At 59.3% G+C, this 18,760-nt stretch carries 22 protein-coding genes and 1 tRNA gene; 3 read left to right on the top strand and 20 right to left on the bottom strand.

What is annotated here, in order from left to right; translation table 11 throughout:
- Position 1 precedes the first annotated feature (1 nt).
- From HBO11_RS23305 to trmJ, 14 genes are all read right to left on the bottom strand, one after another.
- A complete protein-coding gene (locus HBO11_RS23305; protein ID WP_169956317.1) occupies positions 2 to 991 on the bottom strand; it encodes a RodZ family helix-turn-helix domain-containing protein in 990 nt (329 codons plus the stop codon).
- The gene (gene pilW / locus HBO11_RS23310) at positions 991 to 1,749 is read right to left on the bottom strand and encodes a type IV pilus biogenesis/stability protein PilW (RefSeq protein ID WP_169956315.1); all 759 of its coding nucleotides are present in this window, start codon (positions 1,747 to 1,749) and stop codon (positions 991 to 993) included. Before pilW ends, HBO11_RS23305 begins: the two co-directional genes overlap by 1 nt.
- Before the next feature lie 12 nt (positions 1,750 to 1,761).
- Positions 1,762 to 2,910 carry a 23S rRNA (adenine(2503)-C(2))-methyltransferase RlmN gene (gene rlmN, locus HBO11_RS23315; RefSeq protein ID WP_169956313.1) on the bottom strand — a complete coding sequence of 383 codons (1,149 nt, stop codon included), beginning with the start codon at positions 2,908 to 2,910 and terminating at the stop codon, positions 1,762 to 1,764.
- Positions 2,911 to 2,939: 29 nt separating this feature from the next.
- Entirely contained in the window at positions 2,940 to 3,365 is a 426-nt protein-coding gene (ndk, locus tag HBO11_RS23320) for a nucleoside-diphosphate kinase (RefSeq protein WP_017846179.1), read from the bottom strand.
- A gap of 91 nt (positions 3,366 to 3,456) precedes the next feature.
- Complete coding sequence (gene iscX / locus HBO11_RS23325; protein ID WP_057437937.1) at positions 3,457 to 3,657, bottom strand: Fe-S cluster assembly protein IscX; 201 nt, start codon at positions 3,655 to 3,657, stop codon at positions 3,457 to 3,459.
- Positions 3,658 to 3,671: 14 nt separating this feature from the next.
- Positions 3,672 to 4,013, bottom strand: a complete 342-nt coding sequence (fdx, locus tag HBO11_RS23330; RefSeq protein ID WP_016977666.1) for an ISC system 2Fe-2S type ferredoxin — start codon at positions 4,011 to 4,013, stop codon at positions 3,672 to 3,674.
- A 3-nt stretch (positions 4,014 to 4,016) separates the two neighbouring features.
- Complete coding sequence (hscA, locus tag HBO11_RS23335; RefSeq protein WP_169956311.1) at positions 4,017 to 5,879, bottom strand: Fe-S protein assembly chaperone HscA; 1,863 nt, start codon at positions 5,877 to 5,879, stop codon at positions 4,017 to 4,019.
- 51 nt (positions 5,880 to 5,930) lie between these two features.
- Entirely contained in the window at positions 5,931 to 6,452 is a 522-nt protein-coding gene (gene hscB, locus HBO11_RS23340; RefSeq protein ID WP_169956309.1) for a co-chaperone HscB, read from the bottom strand.
- 8 nt (positions 6,453 to 6,460) lie between these two features.
- Positions 6,461 to 6,784, bottom strand: coding sequence for an iron-sulfur cluster assembly protein IscA (gene iscA / locus HBO11_RS23345; protein ID WP_010565230.1), 324 nt, complete (start codon positions 6,782 to 6,784; stop codon positions 6,461 to 6,463).
- Between the two features lie 28 nt (positions 6,785 to 6,812).
- Complete coding sequence (iscU, locus tag HBO11_RS23350) at positions 6,813 to 7,199, bottom strand: Fe-S cluster assembly scaffold IscU (RefSeq protein WP_028617851.1); 387 nt, start codon at positions 7,197 to 7,199, stop codon at positions 6,813 to 6,815.
- Between the two features lie 99 nt (positions 7,200 to 7,298).
- Positions 7,299 to 8,513: an IscS subfamily cysteine desulfurase gene (locus tag HBO11_RS23355; RefSeq protein WP_169956307.1), complete on the bottom strand. Its 1,215-nt coding sequence runs from the start codon at positions 8,511 to 8,513 to the stop codon at positions 7,299 to 7,301.
- 50 nt (positions 8,514 to 8,563) lie between these two features.
- Positions 8,564 to 9,055 (bottom strand): Fe-S cluster assembly transcriptional regulator IscR, encoded by a 492-nt coding sequence (gene iscR, locus HBO11_RS23360; RefSeq protein WP_003210305.1) that lies wholly within the window; start codon positions 9,053 to 9,055, stop codon positions 8,564 to 8,566.
- Between the two features lie 299 nt (positions 9,056 to 9,354).
- Positions 9,355 to 10,140, bottom strand: coding sequence for a serine O-acetyltransferase (cysE, locus tag HBO11_RS23365; RefSeq protein WP_169956306.1), 786 nt, complete (start codon positions 10,138 to 10,140; stop codon positions 9,355 to 9,357).
- A 2-nt stretch (positions 10,141 to 10,142) separates the two neighbouring features.
- Entirely contained in the window at positions 10,143 to 10,913 is a 771-nt protein-coding gene (trmJ, locus tag HBO11_RS23370) for a tRNA (cytosine(32)/uridine(32)-2'-O)-methyltransferase TrmJ (RefSeq protein ID WP_169956304.1), read from the bottom strand.
- Between the two features lie 145 nt (positions 10,914 to 11,058).
- Here trmJ and suhB point away from each other — a divergent pair, with 145 nt between their 5' ends.
- On the top strand, positions 11,059 to 11,874 hold the full coding sequence (gene suhB, locus HBO11_RS23375; RefSeq protein WP_003175971.1) for an inositol-phosphate phosphatase: 816 nt from the start codon (positions 11,059 to 11,061) through the stop codon (positions 11,872 to 11,874).
- Between the two features lie 182 nt (positions 11,875 to 12,056).
- Here the strand turns inward: suhB and HBO11_RS23380 are convergent, their stop codons facing one another.
- The 6 genes from HBO11_RS23380 to queA form a co-directional block, all read right to left on the bottom strand.
- Entirely contained in the window at positions 12,057 to 12,599 is a 543-nt protein-coding gene (locus tag HBO11_RS23380) for a glycine zipper 2TM domain-containing protein (RefSeq protein WP_029298576.1), read from the bottom strand.
- A gap of 123 nt (positions 12,600 to 12,722) precedes the next feature.
- Positions 12,723 to 13,637: a protein translocase subunit SecF gene (gene secF / locus HBO11_RS23385; protein ID WP_169956302.1), complete on the bottom strand. Its 915-nt coding sequence runs from the start codon at positions 13,635 to 13,637 to the stop codon at positions 12,723 to 12,725.
- Between the two features lie 9 nt (positions 13,638 to 13,646).
- Positions 13,647 to 15,515 (bottom strand): protein translocase subunit SecD, encoded by a 1,869-nt coding sequence (secD, locus tag HBO11_RS23390; protein ID WP_169956300.1) that lies wholly within the window; start codon positions 15,513 to 15,515, stop codon positions 13,647 to 13,649.
- Between the two features lie 62 nt (positions 15,516 to 15,577).
- Positions 15,578 to 15,916: a preprotein translocase subunit YajC gene (yajC, locus tag HBO11_RS23395; protein ID WP_003175975.1), complete on the bottom strand. Its 339-nt coding sequence runs from the start codon at positions 15,914 to 15,916 to the stop codon at positions 15,578 to 15,580.
- Between the two features lie 43 nt (positions 15,917 to 15,959).
- The gene (gene tgt, locus HBO11_RS23400; protein WP_032858353.1) at positions 15,960 to 17,075 is read right to left on the bottom strand and encodes a tRNA guanosine(34) transglycosylase Tgt; all 1,116 of its coding nucleotides are present in this window, start codon (positions 17,073 to 17,075) and stop codon (positions 15,960 to 15,962) included.
- A 5-nt stretch (positions 17,076 to 17,080) separates the two neighbouring features.
- On the bottom strand, positions 17,081 to 18,130 hold the full coding sequence (queA, locus tag HBO11_RS23405; protein WP_169956298.1) for a tRNA preQ1(34) S-adenosylmethionine ribosyltransferase-isomerase QueA: 1,050 nt from the start codon (positions 18,128 to 18,130) through the stop codon (positions 17,081 to 17,083).
- Between the two features lie 108 nt (positions 18,131 to 18,238).
- On the opposite strand from queA, the gene HBO11_RS23410 reads away from it, so the two are divergent.
- Both HBO11_RS23410 and HBO11_RS23415 read left to right on the top strand, forming a co-directional pair.
- Positions 18,239 to 18,323, top strand: a tRNA-Leu gene (locus HBO11_RS23410).
- A 94-nt stretch (positions 18,324 to 18,417) separates the two neighbouring features.
- Positions 18,418 to 18,747: a hypothetical protein gene (locus tag HBO11_RS23415; RefSeq protein ID WP_169956296.1), complete on the top strand. Its 330-nt coding sequence runs from the start codon at positions 18,418 to 18,420 to the stop codon at positions 18,745 to 18,747.
- The last annotated feature ends 13 nt before the right edge of the window (positions 18,748 to 18,760 follow it).

Below are 18,760 nucleotides of genomic sequence, written 5' to 3' on the forward strand. Positions count from 1 at the left end.
ACTATTGTCCCAACTTCAGGCGAGCGGTCTCGCCACTGGTGAACGGCGCCACGTCCACAGGCTGGCCGTTGTAGGCCACTTGCGCGCCACGGGCGAAGCCCAGACGCAGCGTCAAAGGAGGCTTGCCGACCTGATCAAGCGTATCTCCCTTACGCTTCAAAGCACTGAACAGGACCTTGCCATTGCCATCGGTGACTTGTGTCCAGCAGTCAGCGACGTAGGTAATCTGGAGACGGCCATCGCCCGCCACGCTGGCAGGCGCCTGGGCGGCAGGTGCGGCGACCGTTGGAGCGACGGGTGCGACCGGTGCCGGCACAACGGGGGCCTGGGCCGCAGTGGCCGGAACCTGGCTTGCGGGCGCGGCTGGAGCGGCTGCAACGACGGCCGGGGCCGACTCGGTGCCGGCTTCGGCAGGCGGTTGGCCTGCTTGCAGGTCAAGATTGGTTTCAGCCGTGGCCTCGCCCTGGGCGACAGCCTGGTCTTCCGGCTCGTCCAGGGGATGAATCTGGGTGGTGCCGTCGGCGCTTTCGACTTCGACGTGCTCCATAGCGTTGCTGATCAAGTCCTTGCTGCGCAGCGAGGTCTGGTCCTGCCACCAGACAAAACCACCACCGATCACCGCAATCAGCAGCAACAGACTGACAATTCGCAAAATCGTGTGGGAAACACGCACGGGCTCTTCAATACGACCAAGACCGTGTACGTTGCTGCCCTGGGAATCAGTACCGGTGAACTGGTCGAATTGCTGGACCAGGATGGCCTGGTCGGTGCCCAGCAGCTTGGCGTAGGCACGGATATAACCGCGGGCGAAGGTATGCCCGGGCAGTTTGTCGAACGCGCCGTTTTCCAGGTTGCCCAGGGAAGTGGTGGTCAAATTGAGCTTGAGGGCCACTTCTTCGAGCGACCAACCATTGCTTTCGCGGGCCTGACGCAAGGTCTCGCCTGGGTTTACGCGATTAGCGGCTACAACTTCCGGGTGCGCGGCTTTCATCATTGCTCCGACAGGTATTGCTGATATTCCGGCGTACCGGGATAGAGTCGTTCTAGTTGCTGGCCAAAACGTGCGGCCTTGTCGCGTTCTTCATGAACTGTGGCCAGGCGCACACCAAGCAATAGACTACGTGCATTTTGCCCACTGAGCAGGCTAAAACGCTCGTAATAGTCACGTGCCGGCACATAATGCCTGTCTTCAAACGACAACTGGGCCATTTCAAGCAAGGCCCGTGGCTGGCGCTGGTTCAGGTGCAGGGCTTTTTCCAGTTGCCGGCGGGCGTCTTCACGTTGGCCAAGGCGCATGGAGGTCACTCCCAGGTTTTCGAAAACCCGCGAACGCTCAGGATATAGGGTATCAGTAGCTGCTTGCTGGAAATAACCGGCCGCGTGCTTATAACGCTCCTGCTGAAACAGGAAGCTGCCGTAGTTGTTAAGCAGGCGCGGATCATGGGGGCGAACCGCCAGGGCCTTCTGGAAATACTGGTCGGCCAGCTCGGGCTCGGCCTGGGCCTGGAACACCAGCGCTAGCGCAGCATTGGCGTCGGCATCCTGATTATCGAGGGCCAGGGCCTTTTGCAGCGGAACCTTGGCCTGCTCGCTCAAGCCCTGGCGCAAGTAACCCAACCCCAGCTGCACATAGGCAGCACGCGCTTCGTCGCGGCCCTTGCCAGTTTGCAGCGGGCTGTCAGAGCCCGATGAAACACAGCCAACCGAGAGGCTGGCAACAAGCAAAAGCAGCGCAAGGCGCAGGGGCATAGAGTTCCTCTCTCAGGTTCGTGTCGCGGCGTTCTGCGCCAGATCGCTGTCGGCGCTCAACTCGCGCACGGCGATATAACGCTCGCTACGACGGGTGCGATCCAGCACCTGTCCTACCAATTGACCACAGGCGGCGTCGATGTCTTCACCACGGGTGGTGCGCACAGTGACGTTGTAGCCTGCCTGGTGCAGTTGATCCTGGAAACGACGAATGGCGTTGTTGCTCGGCCGCTCGTAGCCAGAATGGGGAAACGGGTTGAACGGAATCAGGTTGATCTTGCACGGGGTGTTCTTAAGCAGTTCGATCATCTCGACCGCGTGTTCGACCTTGTCGTTGATGTCCTTGAGCATGGTGTACTCAATAGTCAGCACGCGCTTCTCGCCCAAGGTCGCCATATAACGCTGGCAAGATTCGAGCAGCATCTTAAGCGGATACTTCTTGTTGATCGGCACCAATTGGTTACGCAATGCGTCATTGGGCGCATGCAGCGACAACGCCAGGGAGACGTCGATGTGCTTGGCCAGCTCATCGATCATCGGGACCACGCCGGAGGTCGACAGGGTCACACGGCGCTTGGAAATGCCGTAGCCCAGGTCGTCCATCATCAGATGCATGGCCGCAATCACGTTGTCGAAGTTCAGCAGCGGCTCACCCATGCCCATCATCACCACGTTGGTGATGGCACGGTCGACGGTCGCCGGTACGCTGCCAAAGGATTTGTTGGCAATCCACACCTGGCCGATGACTTCGGCGGCGGTGAGGTTGCTATTGAAGCCTTGCTTGCCGGTGGAGCAGAAACTGCAGTCCAGGGCACAGCCTGCCTGGGACGAAACGCACAAGGTGCCGCGTTTGCCCTGGGGAATGTAGACGGTCTCGACGCAACTGCCGGACGCCACGCGCACCACCCACTTACGGGTGCCATCGCTGGAGATGTCCTCGCTGACAACCTCGGGACCACGAACCTCGGCAATCGCCTTGAGCTTGTCGCGCAGGGCCTTGCTGACGTTCGTCATGGCGTCGAAATCGTCGACGCCAAAGTGGTGAATCCACTTCATTACCTGACCGGCACGGAAACGCTTCTCCCCGATTGAGTCGAAGAATTTTTCCATTTCCTGTTGAGTCAGACCCAGCAGGTTGGTTTTTACAGTCGATGTAGTCATGGATTCACCTTCACTCTTTAAGCCAATGCTTAGCGAGTGGTTACTTCAGTAGCTGCGAAGAAGTACGAGATTTCGCGAGCAGCAGCGGCTTCGGAGTCCGAACCGTGTACAGCGTTGGCGTCGATGGAGTCAGCGAAGTCAGCACGGATGGTGCCGGCAGCAGCTTCTTTAGGGTTGGTAGCGCCCATCAGCTCACGGTTCAGAGCGATAGCGTTTTCGCCTTCCAGAACCTGTACAACAACAGGACCGGAGATCATGAAGGCAACCAGGTCGCCGAAGAAGCCACGAGCGCTGTGCTCAGCGTAGAAGCCTTCAGCTTCAGCCTTGGACAGTTGCTTGAGTTTCGAAGCTACAACCTTCAGGCCGGCTTTTTCGAAACGAGTGGTGATCTCGCCGATGACGTTTTTTGCAACAGCGTCAGGCTTGATGATGGAGAAAGTACGTTGAACAGCCATGGTGTAACTCCAGAAACGGTAATTTGCGAAAAATTAAACCCGCGAATTATACGCGGGTTCTTGGGTATTGCCTAACTGCGTGAGGGAGGCTTCAGTCCTGTTCTTCTTTCCAGGCAGTCTGGATAGCTTCAAGAACCTTTTCACCGCCGCGATCCCGCTCGTCTTCGAACCCTGGCAAGGCCATGACCATGTCACGCAAAGCTACAAAGTTCACGGAATAGGGATCCGTATCCGGATGGCCATCGGCCAGCAGAATAGCGATCTCTTGCACATCAACCCATTTAAGACTCATGACACTTCCTTGAATCAGTGCGGCGCTTCGGCCGCATGGTTGAGCGAATACTTCGGAATTTCGACGGTAAGGTCCTCTGTTCCCACCTTGGCCTGACAGCTCAGACGCGACGTCGGTTCCAGGCCCCACGCCCTATCAAGATAGTCCTCTTCCAGCTCATCGGCCTCTTCAAGGCTATTGAAACCTTCGCGGATAATGCAGTGACACGTGGTACAGGCGTTAACGCCACCACAAGCACTCTCGATCTCGATGTGGTTGTCGTGGGCAACTTCGAGAATGGACTTGCCGGTCTCAGCCTCCACGACCATACCGTCCGGGCAATGCTCGGCGTGTGGCAGAAAAATGACCTGCGGCATCAGTTATTCCTCGATTTCATTCAGGTTGCGTCCCGCCAGGGCGGCTTTCACCGTCTGGTTCATACGACGGGCGGCAAAGGCATCGGTTACTTGTGAAAGGCGCTTGGTCTGTTGTTCGATGGCATAGCCATCGGTGCCTTTCATCAATTGGGCCAGCTCCTGCATCTGCAGGTCGATGACCAGGCGTTCTTCAGCATCCAGCAGGCGCTCACCGTCTGCCTCAAGCGCGCCCTGCACCGCTTCAAGCAGGCGCTGGGCATCGACTTGCTGCTCACGCAACACACGGGCGACCTTATCGTCACCGGCATACTGGAACGAATCCTTGAGCATCTTGGCGATTTCGCCGTCAGTCAGGCCGTAGGACGGCTTGACCTGAATGCTGGCCTCAACGCCCGAACCTAGTTCGCGTGCAGCTACGCTGAGCAGGCCGTCGGCGTCGACCTGGAAGGTCACGCGGATCTTCGCCGCACCCGCGACCATGGCCGGGATGCCGCGCAATTCAAAACGCGCCAGGGAGCGGCAGTCGCTGATCAGCTCGCGCTCGCCTTGCAGCACATGGATCATCATGGCCGTCTGGCCATCTTTGTAAGTAGTGAAGTCCTGGGCGCGGGCGACGGGAATGGTGGTGTTGCGCGGAATCACCTTCTCCATCAGGCCACCCATGGTTTCCAGGCCCAGGGACAACGGAATCACGTCGAGCAGCAACAATTCGCCACCGTCACGCTTGTTGCCGGCCAGGGTATCGGCCTGGATCGCAGCCCCAATGGCCACCACTTGATCCGGATCGATTTCAGTCAACGGCTGGCGGCCAAAGGCTTCAGCCACCGCTTCGCGAACCCGTGGCACACGAGTCGAACCGCCAACCATGACCACCGCACCCACTTCTTCCAGCTCAATGCCGGAATCACGAACCGCACGACGACAGGCTTTCAGGCTGCGGGCAACCATTGGCTCGATCAGCGCATCAAAGGCGTCACGGGTCAGTTGGGCCGACCAGGAGCCGTAGGAAACTTCAACAGATGCGGCGTCGGTCAGGGCTTCCTTGGCGGCGCAGGCGGTTTGCAGCAGGTTACGCTGCTCGCCCGGATCCAGGTCGGCGGACAAGCCGGCGCTGGTGATAATCCAACCGGCGATGGCGTGGTCGAAGTCATCACCGCCCAGGGCACTGTCGCCACCGGTAGCCAGCACTTCAAACACACCGCCGGTCAGGCGCAGGATCGAAATATCAAAGGTGCCGCCGCCCAGGTCGTAAATCGCAACCAGGCCTTCAGCGTGCTGGTCCAGGCCGTATGCCACGGCGGCCGCAGTCGGCTCGTTGAGCAGGCGCAACACATTGAGGCCAGCGAGTTTCGCTGCATCCTTGGTGGCTTGGCGCTGAGCATCGTCGAAATAGGCAGGAACAGTGATTACCGCGCCAACCAATTCACCGCCCAAGGTGGTTTCTGCACGCTGGCGCAGCACCTTGAGGATATCGGCCGATACTTCCACCGGGCTTTTCGGCCCCTGGATAGTGTCGATGAACGGCATATGGGATTCGCCGCCGACAAAGCGATATGGCAGTTGGTCGCCCAATTGCTTGACGTCGGACAACCCACGACCCATCAAGCGCTTGACCGACAGCACGGTATTGAGCGGGTCGGTAGACGCCGCCAGTCGAGCGGACTCGCCCACTTCGGTGCGATCCGCGTGATAGCGCACCGCCGACGGCAGGATCACCTGGCCATCAGCATCGGGCAACGGCTCGGAGAGACCGCTGCGCAGTGCGGCGACCAGTGAATTGGTAGTACCCAAGTCGATGCCAACCGCCAGGCGACGCTGGTGCGGTTGAGGACTTTGGCCGGGTTCGGCGATCTGCAGTAGAGCCATGGTAATCAGGTCTTATCTGTCTATCAGGCGTGCAATCTGTGCAGCACTGGGTTAATCGTCGAGGCGCTCTTCTAGCTGGCGCACTTCGTAAGTGAGCTTGTCGAGGAACTGCATGCGCCGCATCAGGCGTTCGGCCTGCTCACGTTGCGCTGCATCGTCCCAACAGGCTGCGAAGCTTTCGTTGAGTGCATCCTGGGCCACTTTCAGACGCCGCTTGAAGACCGCGACGCCAGCCAGATCGGCCTCGTCCTGCAGGTCTTCGAGCTCTTCACGCCATTGCATCTGCTGCATCAGGAAATCAGGGTCATGGACCGTGACTTCCAGCGGCATTTCGCCACCCCCCATGGCGAGCAGGTAACGCGCGCGCTTGGGAGGGCTTTTGAGCGTCTGATAGGCTTCGTTGAGGCTGGCTGACTGCTCCAGCGCCAGGCGCTGCTCACGCTCGGAAGCGTCGGCAAAGCGATCCGGATGCACTCCACGCGCCAATTCACGGTAGCGCGTGGCAAGCTGCTCGAGGTCCAGGCGAAAACTCGGCTGCAACTCGAATAAAGCGAAATGACAAGGAGTACCCACAAATAGCCTCAGATGTTGAAGCTTTCGCCGCAGCCACATTCACCGCGCACGTTAGGGTTGTTGAACTTGAAGCCTTCGTTCAACCCTTCCTTGACGAAATCGAGCTCGGTGCCGTCCAGGTAGGTCAGGCTTTTCGGGTCGATGATCACTTTCTCGCCGTGACTTTCGAACACCTGATCTTCCGCAACCACCTCGTCGACGAACTCCAGCACATAGGCAAGGCCGGAACAGCCTGTGGTGCGCACACCCAGACGAATCCCCTCACCTTTACCGCGCCCATCCAGGGAGCGTCGCACGTGCCGCGCAGCCGCTTCTGTCATGCTGATAGCCATCGTTGACTCCTTACTCGTCGCCAAATGCTTAGATCAAGCCTTTCTTCTGCTTGTAGTCGCGAACGGCCGCCTTGATGGCGTCCTCTGCAAGTACCGAGCAGTGAATTTTCACGGGCGGCAGGGCCAGCTCTTCAGCCAACTGGGTGTTGCTGATAGTGACAGCCTCATCCAGGGTCTTGCCTTTCATCCATTCGGTCGCCAGGGAACTGGAGGCGATGGCTGAACCGCAGCCGTAGGTCTTGAACTTGGCGTCTTCGATAACGCCAGCGTCGTTGACCTTGATCTGCAGGCGCATGACGTCGCCGCACGCCGGGGCGCCGACCATGCCGGTGCCCACATCAGGATCTTCCGCGTCCATCTTGCCGACGTTGCGCGGGTTTTCGTAGTGGTCGATGACCTTTTCGCTGTAAGCCATGGTACTGAATCCTCACTCATCAGGGCCGCTCTGGAACCCTGTAAAAACGCCTGCGTTTTCCGCCACGTTCCTACAGAGCTTGGGTGGCGGCTTCTATATTTAGTGTGCCGCCCACTCGATCTTGGAAATATCGACACCGTCTTTGTACATGTCCCACAGCGGCGACAGGGTGCGCAGCTTGGTGACCGCTTCGCAGACTTTCTGCGCTGCGTAGTCGACTTCTTCTTCGGTGGTGAAACGGCCGAACGTAAAGCGGATCGAGCTGTGTGCCAACTCGTCGTTGCGGCCCAGGGCACGCAGGACGTAGGACGGCTCGAGGGAGGCCGAGGTGCAGGCCGAACCGGACGAAACCGCCAGGTCCTTGAGCGCCATGATCAGCGACTCGCCTTCGACGTAGTTGAAGCTCAAATTCAGGTTGTGCGGTACACGGGCGGTCATGCTGCCATTGATGTACAGCTCTTCAAGGTTCTCGACCTGCTTATAGAAGCGATCGCTGAGGGCCTTGATGCGCACGTTTTCGCCAGCCATGTCTTCCTTGGCTACGCGGAAGGCTTCGCCCATGCCGACGATCTGGTGGGTCGCCAGGGTGCCAGAACGCATGCCGCGCTCGTGACCGCCGCCGTGCATGGTGGCTTCGATACGTACGCGAGGCTTGCGGCTCACGTACAGCGCACCAATGCCTTTAGGGCCGTAGGTCTTGTGGGCCGAGAACGACATCAGGTCGACTTTCAGCTTGGACAGGTCAATGTCGACCTTGCCGGTAGACTGGGCAGCATCGACATGCAGCAACACGCCTTTGGAGCGGGTCAGCTCGCCAATGGCGGCGATGTCGTTGATGGTGCCGATTTCGTTGTTCACGTGGATCACGGAAACCAGGATGGTGTCTTCACGCATCGCGGCTTCGATCATGGCCGGGGTGACGATACCGTCAGTGGTGGGCTCGAGGTAAGTCACCTCGAAACCTTCACGCTCCAGTTGGCGCATGGTGTCGAGGACAGCCTTGTGCTCAATCTTGGTGGTGATCAGGTGCTTGCCCTTGGTCGCGTAGAAATGCGCGGCGCCCTTGATTGCCAGGTTGTCGGACTCGGTGGCACCGGAGGTCCAGACGATTTCACGCGGGTCAGCATTGACCAGGTCGGCGACCTGGCGACGAGCGTTTTCCACCGCTTCCTCGGCTTTCCAGCCGAAAACGTGGGAACGGGACGCCGGGTTGCCGAAGTTTCCGTCAACCAGCAGGCATTCGCTCATCTTTTGCGCGACACGCGGATCAACCGGGGTGGTCGCTGAGTAATCAAGGTAAATCGGCAATTTCATGGACTTTCTCCTAAATCAGGCTGGCTGGCGTGCCGTTAGCTCTTCGGCTGTCACTCGACGGCGGACGCTTCAATCTTGTCCAGACGCGGCGCCTTGGTATTGCATCGGCGCTGGTCCTGACGCTGGGCTACTTCCTGCACCTCACGGCGAGTCACAAGATCAGCCAAGCTGATACCGCTCAAAAACTCATGGATCTGCAGGCTCAGGTCACACCACAAGTGGTGCGTCAGGCAGGTGTCGCCGGCATGGCAATCACCCAGGCCCTGGCACTTGGTGGCATCGACGGATTCATTGACCGCATCGATCACCTGGGCGACCTGGATGCCCTGCATGTCGCGGGACAACTGATAACCGCCGCCCGGGCCACGCACACTGGAAACCAGGTTGCTGCGGCGCAACTTGGCGAACAGTTGCTCAAGATAAGACAGGGAAATGCCTTGGCGCTCGGAGATATCGGCCAGGGACACCGGCCCGTTTTGCGCGTGCAAGGCCAGATCGAGCATGGCGGTCACCGCGTATCGGCCTTTTGTAGTCAGTCTCATGGACAAGTACCAAGGTGTTTCAGAATGGGAGCAAGTATGCGATTCCCGAGTATTTAAGTCAACTATAAGACCTAGTACTTTAGTCAGGAATACCCGTAAAAAGGGCGCGCGAATCATAGCAGGGTGGGGTGGAATCGAACAGCAGGAACCTGGCGAGGGCCCAACCTCAAGACCAACGGAGGTCAAATGCTGGAGCGGGTTAGCCTGCGATGGCGGCGGATCAGCCGCCCATGGGATGACTGGCAGACCGCTATCACCGGCAAGCCAGCTCCCACAGGGGACTTTATCAATCTTAAAACCTAACCCACCTTGGTGGCACCGGCCTCATCCTTGATCTCGGCGAAGTCTTCTTCGCGCAACTCAGGCAGATCTTTCGCACAGTAAGGACTACCCAGATCTTTCAACGCGCCGCACATACCATCCAGCTTGCCGTCCACCGCCTGCAGGTGGTCGAGCAACTGGCCAATGGCGCGCGCCACCGGATCCGGCATGTCTTCGCTGACACCATAAGCGTCGAAGCCGATCTTCTCGGCCATAGCCTTACGCTTGGCCTCCTGCTCAGTGCCGACTTCCGGCTTGACGATGATCCGCCCCGGAATCCCCACTACGGTTGCGCCTGGCGGCACAGCCTTGGTGACCACGGCATTGGAGCCAACCTTGGCACCGGCACCGACCGTAAACGGGCCCAGGACCTTGGCGCCCGCCCCGACCACCACACCATCTTCAAGGGTCGGGTGACGCTTGCCCTTGTTCCAGGTGGTGCCGCCCAGCGTCACGCCCTGGTACAGGGTCACGTCATCACCAATCTCGGCCGTCTCACCAATCACGATGCCCATGCCATGGTCGATGAAGAAGCGACGACCGACCTTGGCCCCCGGATGAATCTCGATCCCGGTCAGCCAGCGCCCAAAGTTCGACACCAGCCGCGCCAACCACTTCCAGCCCATGCCCCACAAGGCGCCGGACAAGCGGTGAATCCAGATCGCATGCATGCCCGGGTAGCAGGTCAGCACTTCAAAGGCATTGCGCGCCGCCGGGTCACGATGGAAAACACTTTGGATATCTTCTCGCAGACGCTCGAACATTTTTAATCCTTCCGCTTCAGAAGCTCGCCACGGGCCGCTTTCTGGGTCTCCGTGAGGATGCCACGCAATATATTCATCTCTGCCCGGCTGACCGAGCTACGTCCGTAAAGCCTTCGCAGGCGCGCCATCAAGTGCCTCGGTTTTTCCGGATCGAGGAATTCGATGGCCACCAGGGTTTGCTCCAAGTGCTCATAGAACCGCTCCAGCTCATCCATGGTGGCCAATTCGCCACTTTTGGTGGATGCAACCTCGTCCTTCTCCACTTTGCTCGGCTGGCCTTGTGCTGCCAGCCAGGCCATGCGCACTTCATAACTCAACACCTGCACCGCTGCCCCGAGGTTCAGCGAGCTGAATTCAGGGTCTGATGGGATGTGCACGTGATAATGACATCGCTGCAGCTCGTCATTGGTCAGACCAGAGTCTTCACGACCAAACACCAAGGCGATTTCGGCGCCGCCAGCCGCCTCTTCGACCACTTTGGCCCCGCATTCGCGGGGATCGAGCAGCGGCCAGGGGATGCGGCGGTCGCGGGCGCTGGTGCCGAGCACCAGGTTGCAACCCACCAGGGCATCTTCCAGGGTGGCGACGACCTGGGCTTTTTCCAGGAGGTCATTGGCGCCGGAGGCACGAGCGTCGGCTTCGTGGTGCGGGAACACACGCGGCTCCACCAGCACCAGGCGCGTCAGCCCCATGTTTTTCATGGCCCGCGCCACCCCGCCGATATTGCCGGGGTGACTGGTATTGACGAGGACGACACGAATGTTTTGCAGCAAGGGAGGCGCTCGCGGACACGGGAAAGGGGAGCAAATCTTACAGAACAGCCTAAGGTTATGCCATGAAAGCGAACGTCGTCCTTCACCTGAAGAAAGTTTCTGCTAGAATGCTCGGCTTTCTTTAACAACCTTAGGTGACACATCCATGCAGCCCATGCTGAATATCGCGCTGCGCGCCGCCCGCAGCGCCAGTGAATTGATCTTCCGCTCCATCGAGCGCCTGGATACCATCAAGGTCGACGAAAAAGACGCCAAGGATTATGTATCCGAGGTGGATCGCGCCGCCGAACAGAAAATCATCGACGCCCTGCGCAAGGCCTACCCTACCCACGGCATCCTCGGTGAAGAAACCGGCCTGCACAAAGGTAGCGGCGAAGGCGAAGACTACCTGTGGATCATCGACCCACTGGATGGCACCACCAACTTCCTGCGCGGCATCCCGCACTTTGCCGTAAGCATTGCCTGCAAATACCGTGGCCGCCTGGAGCACGCCGTGGTCCTGGACCCGGTTCGCCAGGAAGAATTCACCGCCAGCCGTGGCCGTGGCGCCCAATTGAACGGTCGTCGCCTTCGCGTCAGCGGTCGCACCAGCCTGGACGGCGCCCTGCTGGGCACCGGTTTCCCGTTCCGTGACGACCAGATGGACAACCTGGAAAACTACCTGGGCATGTTCCGCGCCCTGGTTGGCCAGACCGCCGGCATCCGCCGCGCCGGCGCCGCCAGCCTGGACCTGGCGTATGTGGCCGCCGGTCGTTTTGATGCGTTCTGGGAGTCGGGCCTGTCCGAGTGGGACATGGCTGCAGGCGCCCTGCTGATTCAAGAAGCCGGCGGCCTGGTGAGCGACTTCACCGGTGGTCACGACTTCCTGGAGAAGGGTCACGTGGTTGCAGGCAACACCAAATGCTTCAAGGCAGTCCTGACGGCGATCCAGCCGCACCTGCCGGCTTCGTTGAAGCGCTAAGCGAGCGAGCACAAAAAAGCACCCTTAGGGGTGCTTTTTTATGCCCGGGATTTGACCAAGAACCAATACCCACTGACCCCACTGTGGGAGCTGGTTTGCCTGCGATAGCGGTTGGCCAGCCATCTTGCTTAATACTGATTCGCCGCTATCGCCGGCAAGCCGGCTCCTACAGGATATGTCGGTTACTGCTGATTCTGGCCGAGGATCAGGCGACCCTCTTTATCCACAGGGATCTGGCTACCCGGATCACGCTCCATGCGCACCGATCCTTCCTTGCCATCCAGGTTGTAACGCACGTCATACCCGACCACCTTGTCGCTGATGTCGTTGACGGTGTTACAGCGAGTTTGCGTGGTGGTGTAGGTATCACGGTTCTGCATGCCTTCCTGAACCTTGTTACCGGCATAACCGCCACCCACTGCGCCGGCTACGGTGGCAATCTTCTTGCCAGTACCGCCGCCGATCTGGTTACCCAGCAGGCCGCCTGCCAGGGCGCCGACCACCGTGCCGGCGATTTGATGCTGATCCTGCACCGGACGCTGCCGGGTCACGGTGACGTCCTTGCAGACCTCACGGGGAGTTTTGATCTGGGTCTTGACCGGCTGCACCGCCAGCACTTGCGCATACTCAGGGCCGCTTTTTACCAGGCTGTAGGTGGCAACAGCACCCCCGGCAGTCACACCGACAGCACCCAATACCGCACCAACCAGTAACGACTTGTTCACGTGAACCTCCTGACCATCACAAGCGGACTGAAACGTCCGCGCTATACCCAGCCTTGGAGCAAAAAAAAAGGCGCGAGTTCAATACTCACGCCTTCTTTGCAACAGTGGATCAACAAACACCCATCAAGGGCGGTCGTCGACCTCCTTGTCGGTCGCAACAGGAGGAATCAGGTCTTCGCTGTTGAGGTTCAGCCAGATCAGCACCACGTTGGCGATGTAGATCGACGAGTAGGTGCCCGCCAGGACGCCGATAAACAGCGCCAGGGAGAAGCCCCACAGGTTGTCGCCACCGAAGATCATCAGCGCGGCAATCGCCAGCAAAGTGGAAATCGACGTCGCCATGGTGCGCAACAGGGTCTGGGTGGTGGAGATGTTGATGTTCTCGATCAACGTCGCCTTACGCAGTACCCGGAAGTTCTCGCGAACCCGGTCGAATACCACGATGGTGTCGTTGAGGGAGTAACCAATGATCGCCAGCACCGCCGCCAATACCGTCAAATCGAAGGTGATCTGGAAGTACGCCAGGATACCCACGGTCACGATCACGTCGTGGATCAGCGAGACAATGGCACCGACGCCGAACTTCCACTGAAAGCGGAACGCCAGGTAGACCATGATGCCGGCCAGCGCCATCAGCATGCCGAGGCCGCCCTGGTCGCGCAGCTCTTCACCTACCTGCGGGCCGACGAACTCGACGCGCTTGACCGAAGCCGGGTTATCGCCACCGACCTTGAGCAAGGCCTCGGCCACCTGGTGGCCCAGTTGCGGGTCTTCACCCGGCATCCGCACCAGCAGGTCGGTGGTCGCACCAAAGCTCTGCACGATCGCCTCGTGGTAACCGGCCTCGTTCAGTTGGGTACGCACCTTGGTGACATCGGCCGGCTTCTCGTAGGTCAGCTCGATGAGCGTACCGCCGGTGAAGTCCAGACCGTAGTTCAGGCCCTTATGGAACCAGCTGAACAACGCCAGGACGGTAAGGAGCACAGTGACGCCGAACGCAACGTTGCGAACGCCCATGAAGTTGATTGTACGTAACATGGCAGCCCCTTAAATCCACAACTTCTTGAAGTCACGCCCGCCAAAGATCAGGTTGACCATTGCGCGGGTCACCATGATGGCCGTGAACATCGAGGTAAAGATACCGAGGGACATGGTCACCGCAAAACCCTTGACCGGGCCGGTGCCCATGGCAAAGAGAATCCCGCCGACCAGCAATGTGGTCAGGTTGGAGTCGAGAATCGCGGTAAATGCCCGGCCGAAACCTTCGTTGATTGCCCGTTGCACGCTCATGCCCGCCGCGATCTCTTCACGAATCCGCGAGAAGATCAGCACGTTGGCATCCACCGCCATACCCATGGTGAGTACGATACCGGCGATACCCGGCAGGGTCAGTGTAGCCCCCAGCAGCGACATCAAGGCCAGCAGCAGCACCATGTTCACCGCCAGCGCAACCGTGGCAATGATGCCGAAGAAGCGATAGATGGCGATGATGAACAGCGAAACGAACAGCATGCCCCACAGGGAAGCGTCGATACCCTTGGTGATGTTGTCAGCACCCAGGCTCGGACCAATGGTGCGCTCCTCGGCGAAGTACATCGGTGCCGCCAGGCCACCGGCACGCAGCAGCAATGCCAGCTCGGAGGACTCACCCTGGCCGTTCAGGCCGGTGATACGGAATTGAGCCCCCAACGGCGACTGGATGGTCGCCAGGCTGATGATCTTCTTCTCTTCCTTGAAGGTCTGTACGGCTACGTCTTTCTCGACGCCATTGACCATCTGCTTGGTGTAGGTGGTCACCGGGCGTTGCTCGATGAAGATCACCGCCATGCTGCGACCGACGTTGCTGCGGGTGGCGCGGCTCATCAGTTCGCCACCATGACCATCCAGGCGGATGTTCACTTCAGGCGTGCCGTGCTCGCCAAAACCAGCCTTGGCATCCGTCACCTGGTCACCGGTGATGATCAGGCCACGCTCGATCTGCGCTGCTGGGCGATTGCCCTCGCGGAACTCGAACATTTCGGAAGTAGCCTTGGAAGCACCCGGCTCGGCAGCCAGACGGAACTCAAGGTTGGCGGTCTTGCCGAGAATCCGCTTGGCTTCAGCGGTGTCCTGCACGCCTGGCAGCTCAACCACGATGCGGTTGGCGCCCTGGCGCTGGACCAGAGGCTCGGCCACACCCAGCTCGTTGACGCGGTTACGTACCGTGGTCAAGTTCTGCTTGATGGAGTATTCACGGATTTCCGCCAGCTTGGCCGGGGTCATCGCCAGACGCAGCACCGGCTGACCATTGAGGTCGGCAGGAACAATGTCGAAATCGTTAAAGCTTTTGCGAACCAGGGCGCGTGCCTGTTCACGGGTGGCTTCGTCAGCAAAGCCCAGCTGGATGGCACCGTTGAGCTGCGGCAGGCTGCGATAACGCAGGCGCTCTTTGCGCAGCAGGCTCTTCACATCGCCTTCGTAGACTTTCATGCGTGCATCGAGGGCTTTGTCCATGTCCACTTCCAACAGGAAGTGCACACCACCGGACAAGTCCAGGCCCAGCTTCATCGGGTGCGCGCCGAGGCTGCGCAGCCATTGCGGAGTGGTTTGTGCCAGGTTCAGTGCGACTACATAGTCATCACCCAATACCTTGCGCACAACATCCTTGGCCGGCAATTGGTCTTCTTGCTTGGCCAGGCGCAACAAACCGCCCTTGCCGTTGGGCGTCAGGCTGGAAGCCTTGACCGTCAAGCCGGCTTCGGTAAGCGCCTTGCTCGCGCGCTCAAGGTCGGCATCGGTCACTTGCAACGACGTGCTAGCGCCGCTGATCTGGATCGCCGGGTCATCTGGATAGAGATTGGGAGCGGAATAAATAAAACCGATCGCCAGCACCGCCAGGATCAGTACGTATTTCCACAGAGGGTATTTGTTCAGCATCACGCCGCCCGCTTATGACGCGGGGCGCCTTGCGCGCCCCGTCGATTGGTAAAAGTTGTTACTCAGATCGCTTTGAGCGTGCCTTTTGGCAGCGTGGCGGCGATGGCGCCTTTCTGGAACTTCATTTCAACGGTGTCGGAGACTTCCAGTACCACGAAAGCATCGGAAACCTTGGTGATCTTGCCAGCGATACCGCCGGTGGTGACCACTTCGTCGCCTTTTTGCAGGCTGCCCAGCAGGTTTTTCTGCTCTTTGGCGCGCTTGGCCTGTGGACGCCAGATCATCAGGTAGAAGATGACCAGGAAGCCGACCAGGAAAATCCACTCGAAACCACCGCCCATAGGACCGGCAGCGGCCGGTGCAGCGGCGTCAGCCATAGCGTTAGAGATAAAAAAGCTCATTTAGCACTCCAGTTGCAAATAGTGAATCTTAGGGTCGGGAAACTCAGTCCAAGGGCGGCACAGGCAGCCCGCGCTTGGCATAGAAGGCATCGACAAAGGCGGCCAATGTACCCTGTTGAATAGCCTCGCGCAAACCAGCCATCAGGACTTGGTAGTGACGCAAATTGTGGATGGTATTCAACATGCTACCCAGCATTTCCCCGCATTTGTCCAGATGGTGCAGATAAGCACGGGAGAAGTTCTGGCAGGTGTAGCAATCACAGGTGGGATCCAGCGGCGAATCATCATGGCGATGGAACGCGTTACGGATCTTCAGCACGCCTGTATCAATGAACAGATGCCCATTGCGGGCATTACGGGTTGGCATCACGCAATCGAACATGTCCACACCGCGGCGCACACCCTCTACGAGATCTTCTGGTTTGCCAACGCCCATAAGGTAACGAGGTTTGTCAGAAGGCATCAGGCCTGGCAGGTAGTCCAGCACCTTGATCATTTCGTGCTTGGGCTCGCCCACCGACAGGCCGCCAATGGCCAGGCCATCGAAGCCGATCTTGTCCAGGCCCTCGAGCGAGCGCTTGCGCAGGCTTTCGTGCATGCCGCCCTGGACGATGCCGAACAACGCGGCAGTGTTGTCGCCGTGGGCATTCTTCGAACGCTGGGCCCAGCGCAACGACAACTCCATGGAGATCCGCGCCACGTCTTCATCGGCCGGGTACGGCGTGCACTCGTCAAAAATCATCACAATGTCTGAGCCCAGGTCACGCTGGACCTGCATCGACTCTTCCGGGCCCATGAACACCTTGGAACCGTCCACCGGCGAGGCGAAGGTCACGCCCTCCTCCTTGATCTTGCGCATGGCGCCCAGGCTGAACACCTGGAAACCACCGGAGTCGGTGAGGATCGGGCCTTGCCACTTCATGAAGTCATGCAGGTCGCCATGCTTCTTGATCACTTCGGTGCCCGGGCGCAGCCACAGGTGGAAGGTATTGCCGAGGATGATCTCGGCGCCGGTGGCGACAATGTCACGCGGCAGCATGCCCTTGACCGTGCCGTAGGTGCCGACCGGCATGAACGCCGGGGTCTCCACGGTGCCACGGGGGAAGGTCAGGCGGCCGCGACGGGCTTTACCGTCAGTAGCCAACAATTCAAACGACATACGACTCATAGTTGTTCCTCTGGGCCGCGCGGCGCCGGATTACGGGTGATAAACATCGCATCACCGTAGCTGAAAAAACGGTACCCATTATCGATGGCGGCCTGATAGGCGGCCATGGTCTCGGGGTAACCGGCAAATGCCGACACCAGCATCAACAGCGTGGATTCCGGCAAATGGAAGTTGGTGACCAGGCAATCGACCACATGGAACGGCCGGCCTGGGTAGATAAAGATATCGGTGTCGCCACTGAACGGCTTGAGCACACCATCGCGCGCGGCACTCTCCAGGGAACGCACGCTGGTGGTGCCCACCGCGACCACCCGCCCGCCACGCGCCTTGCACGCGTTGACCGCGTCCACCACGGCCTGGCTGACTTCCAGCCATTCGCTGTGCATATGGTGATCTTCGATGTTCTCCACACGCACCGGCTGAAACGTCCCGGCCCCCACGTGCAGGGTCACATAGGCCGTCTCGACACCCTTGGCGGCAATCGCCTCCAGCAGCGGCTGGTCAAAATGCAGCCCAGCCGTCGGTGCGGCGACGGCGCCGAGGCGCTCGGAGTAAACCGTCTGATAGCGCTCGCGGTCCGAATCTTCGTCGGGGCGGTCTATATAAGGAGGCAACGGCATATGGCCGACACGCTCCAGCAGCGGCAACACTTCTTCGGCAAACTTGAGCTCGAACAGCGCGTCATGGCGCGCCACCATCTCGGCCTCGCCACCGCCATCAATCAGAATGCTCGCCCCCGGTTTCGGCGACTTGCTGGAGCGCACATGGGCCAGCACACGATGGCTGTCCAGCACCCGTTCCACGAGGATTTCCAGCTTGCCGCCGGAAGCCTTCTGGCCAAACAGCCGCGCCGGAATCACCCGGGTATTGTTGAAGACCATCAAGTCGCCTGGGCGTAAATGCTCAAGCAAATCAGTAAATTGACGGTGTGCAAGGGCACCGTTGACCCCGTCCAGGGTCAACAGTCGGCTGGCGCGACGCTCGGCCAAAGGGTGGCGAGCGATCAGCGAATCCGGCAGTTCAAAAGTAAAGTCAGCAACGCGCATGATGGGGTTCGTCTAGCAGGGCCGGGAAGTCTAGCGGAAATAGTGAAAATAGACCATGAAACGTGATTGACCAACGGTAATCACGTCTCTATACTTCGCCGCCATTGAGCCCTGATGGCGGAATTGGTAGACGCGGCGGATTCAAAATCCGTTTTCGAAAGGAGTGGGAGTTCGAGTCTCCCTCGGGGCACCATCTTAAAAAAAGACCTTGAAATTCAAGGTCTTTTTTTTCGCCTGCAGAAAAGTGATCATCTCCCCCCGCACCAGACAGTAGAGGCCCCAGGACCATGGAATTGACACTCGAAGCCGTTGCTCTGTTCGCCCTCAAGCTGGTGCATGAGACGGAAGATGGCAGCCCGATCCTGCGCGACGATCTGGTGATGGACGGGTACGAGCGGGAGGTGTTTGGGCTGTTGGTGCGCAGTGGCGACCTGGCAACTATCCAACGCAAGTTGGATGAATGCATGAAGTTGGCCTTGGAGACGTTGGGGGGTGCCAACACGGTAATGGGCCGCGAGTTGCAAAAGCTGGCGGCCCAAGTCCGGCAAGCCTCGACGCTGGAGGAACTAAAGCCCCCACTCGCCGCACTTAAGGACTACCTCAAGGCCATCTTGTAACGCACCCTCCCTG

This window comes from Pseudomonas sp. WS 5010 (assembly GCF_012985565.1).
GTDB lineage: Bacteria > Pseudomonadota > Gammaproteobacteria > Pseudomonadales > Pseudomonadaceae > Aquipseudomonas.

Coding starts and splice junctions, on each gene's coding strand:
- HBO11_RS23305 (WP_169956317.1), bottom strand. CDS start 991: ATGAAAGCCGCGCACCCGGAAGTTGTAGCCGCTAATCGCGTAAACCCA.
- pilW (WP_169956315.1), bottom strand. CDS start 1,749: ATGCCCCTGCGCCTTGCGCTGCTTTTGCTTGTTGCCAGCCTCTCGGTT.
- rlmN (WP_169956313.1), bottom strand. CDS start 2,910: ATGACTACATCGACTGTAAAAACCAACCTGCTGGGTCTGACTCAACAG.
- ndk (WP_017846179.1), bottom strand. CDS start 3,365: ATGGCTGTTCAACGTACTTTCTCCATCATCAAGCCTGACGCTGTTGCA.
- iscX (WP_057437937.1), bottom strand. CDS start 3,657: ATGAGTCTTAAATGGGTTGATGTGCAAGAGATCGCTATTCTGCTGGCC.
- fdx (WP_016977666.1), bottom strand. CDS start 4,013: ATGCCGCAGGTCATTTTTCTGCCACACGCCGAGCATTGCCCGGACGGT.
- hscA (WP_169956311.1), bottom strand. CDS start 5,879: ATGGCTCTACTGCAGATCGCCGAACCCGGCCAAAGTCCTCAACCGCAC.
- iscA (WP_010565230.1), bottom strand. CDS start 6,784: ATGGCTATCAGCATGACAGAAGCGGCTGCGCGGCACGTGCGACGCTCC.
- iscU (WP_028617851.1), bottom strand. CDS start 7,199: ATGGCTTACAGCGAAAAGGTCATCGACCACTACGAAAACCCGCGCAAC.
- HBO11_RS23355 (WP_169956307.1), bottom strand. CDS start 8,513: ATGAAATTGCCGATTTACCTTGATTACTCAGCGACCACCCCGGTTGAT.
- iscR (WP_003210305.1), bottom strand. CDS start 9,055: ATGAGACTGACTACAAAAGGCCGATACGCGGTGACCGCCATGCTCGAT.
- cysE (WP_169956306.1), bottom strand. CDS start 10,140: ATGTTCGAGCGTCTGCGAGAAGATATCCAAAGTGTTTTCCATCGTGAC.
- suhB (WP_003175971.1), top strand. CDS start 11,059: ATGCAGCCCATGCTGAATATCGCGCTGCGCGCCGCCCGCAGCGCCAGT.
- secF (WP_169956302.1), bottom strand. CDS start 13,637: ATGTTACGTACAATCAACTTCATGGGCGTTCGCAACGTTGCGTTCGGC.
- secD (WP_169956300.1), bottom strand. CDS start 15,515: ATGCTGAACAAATACCCTCTGTGGAAATACGTACTGATCCTGGCGGTG.
- yajC (WP_003175975.1), bottom strand. CDS start 15,916: ATGAGCTTTTTTATCTCTAACGCTATGGCTGACGCCGCTGCACCGGCC.
- tgt (WP_032858353.1), bottom strand. CDS start 17,075: ATGTCGTTTGAATTGTTGGCTACTGACGGTAAAGCCCGTCGCGGCCGC.
- queA (WP_169956298.1), bottom strand. CDS start 18,130: ATGCGCGTTGCTGACTTTACTTTTGAACTGCCGGATTCGCTGATCGCT.
- HBO11_RS23415 (WP_169956296.1), top strand. CDS start 18,418: ATGGAATTGACACTCGAAGCCGTTGCTCTGTTCGCCCTCAAGCTGGTG.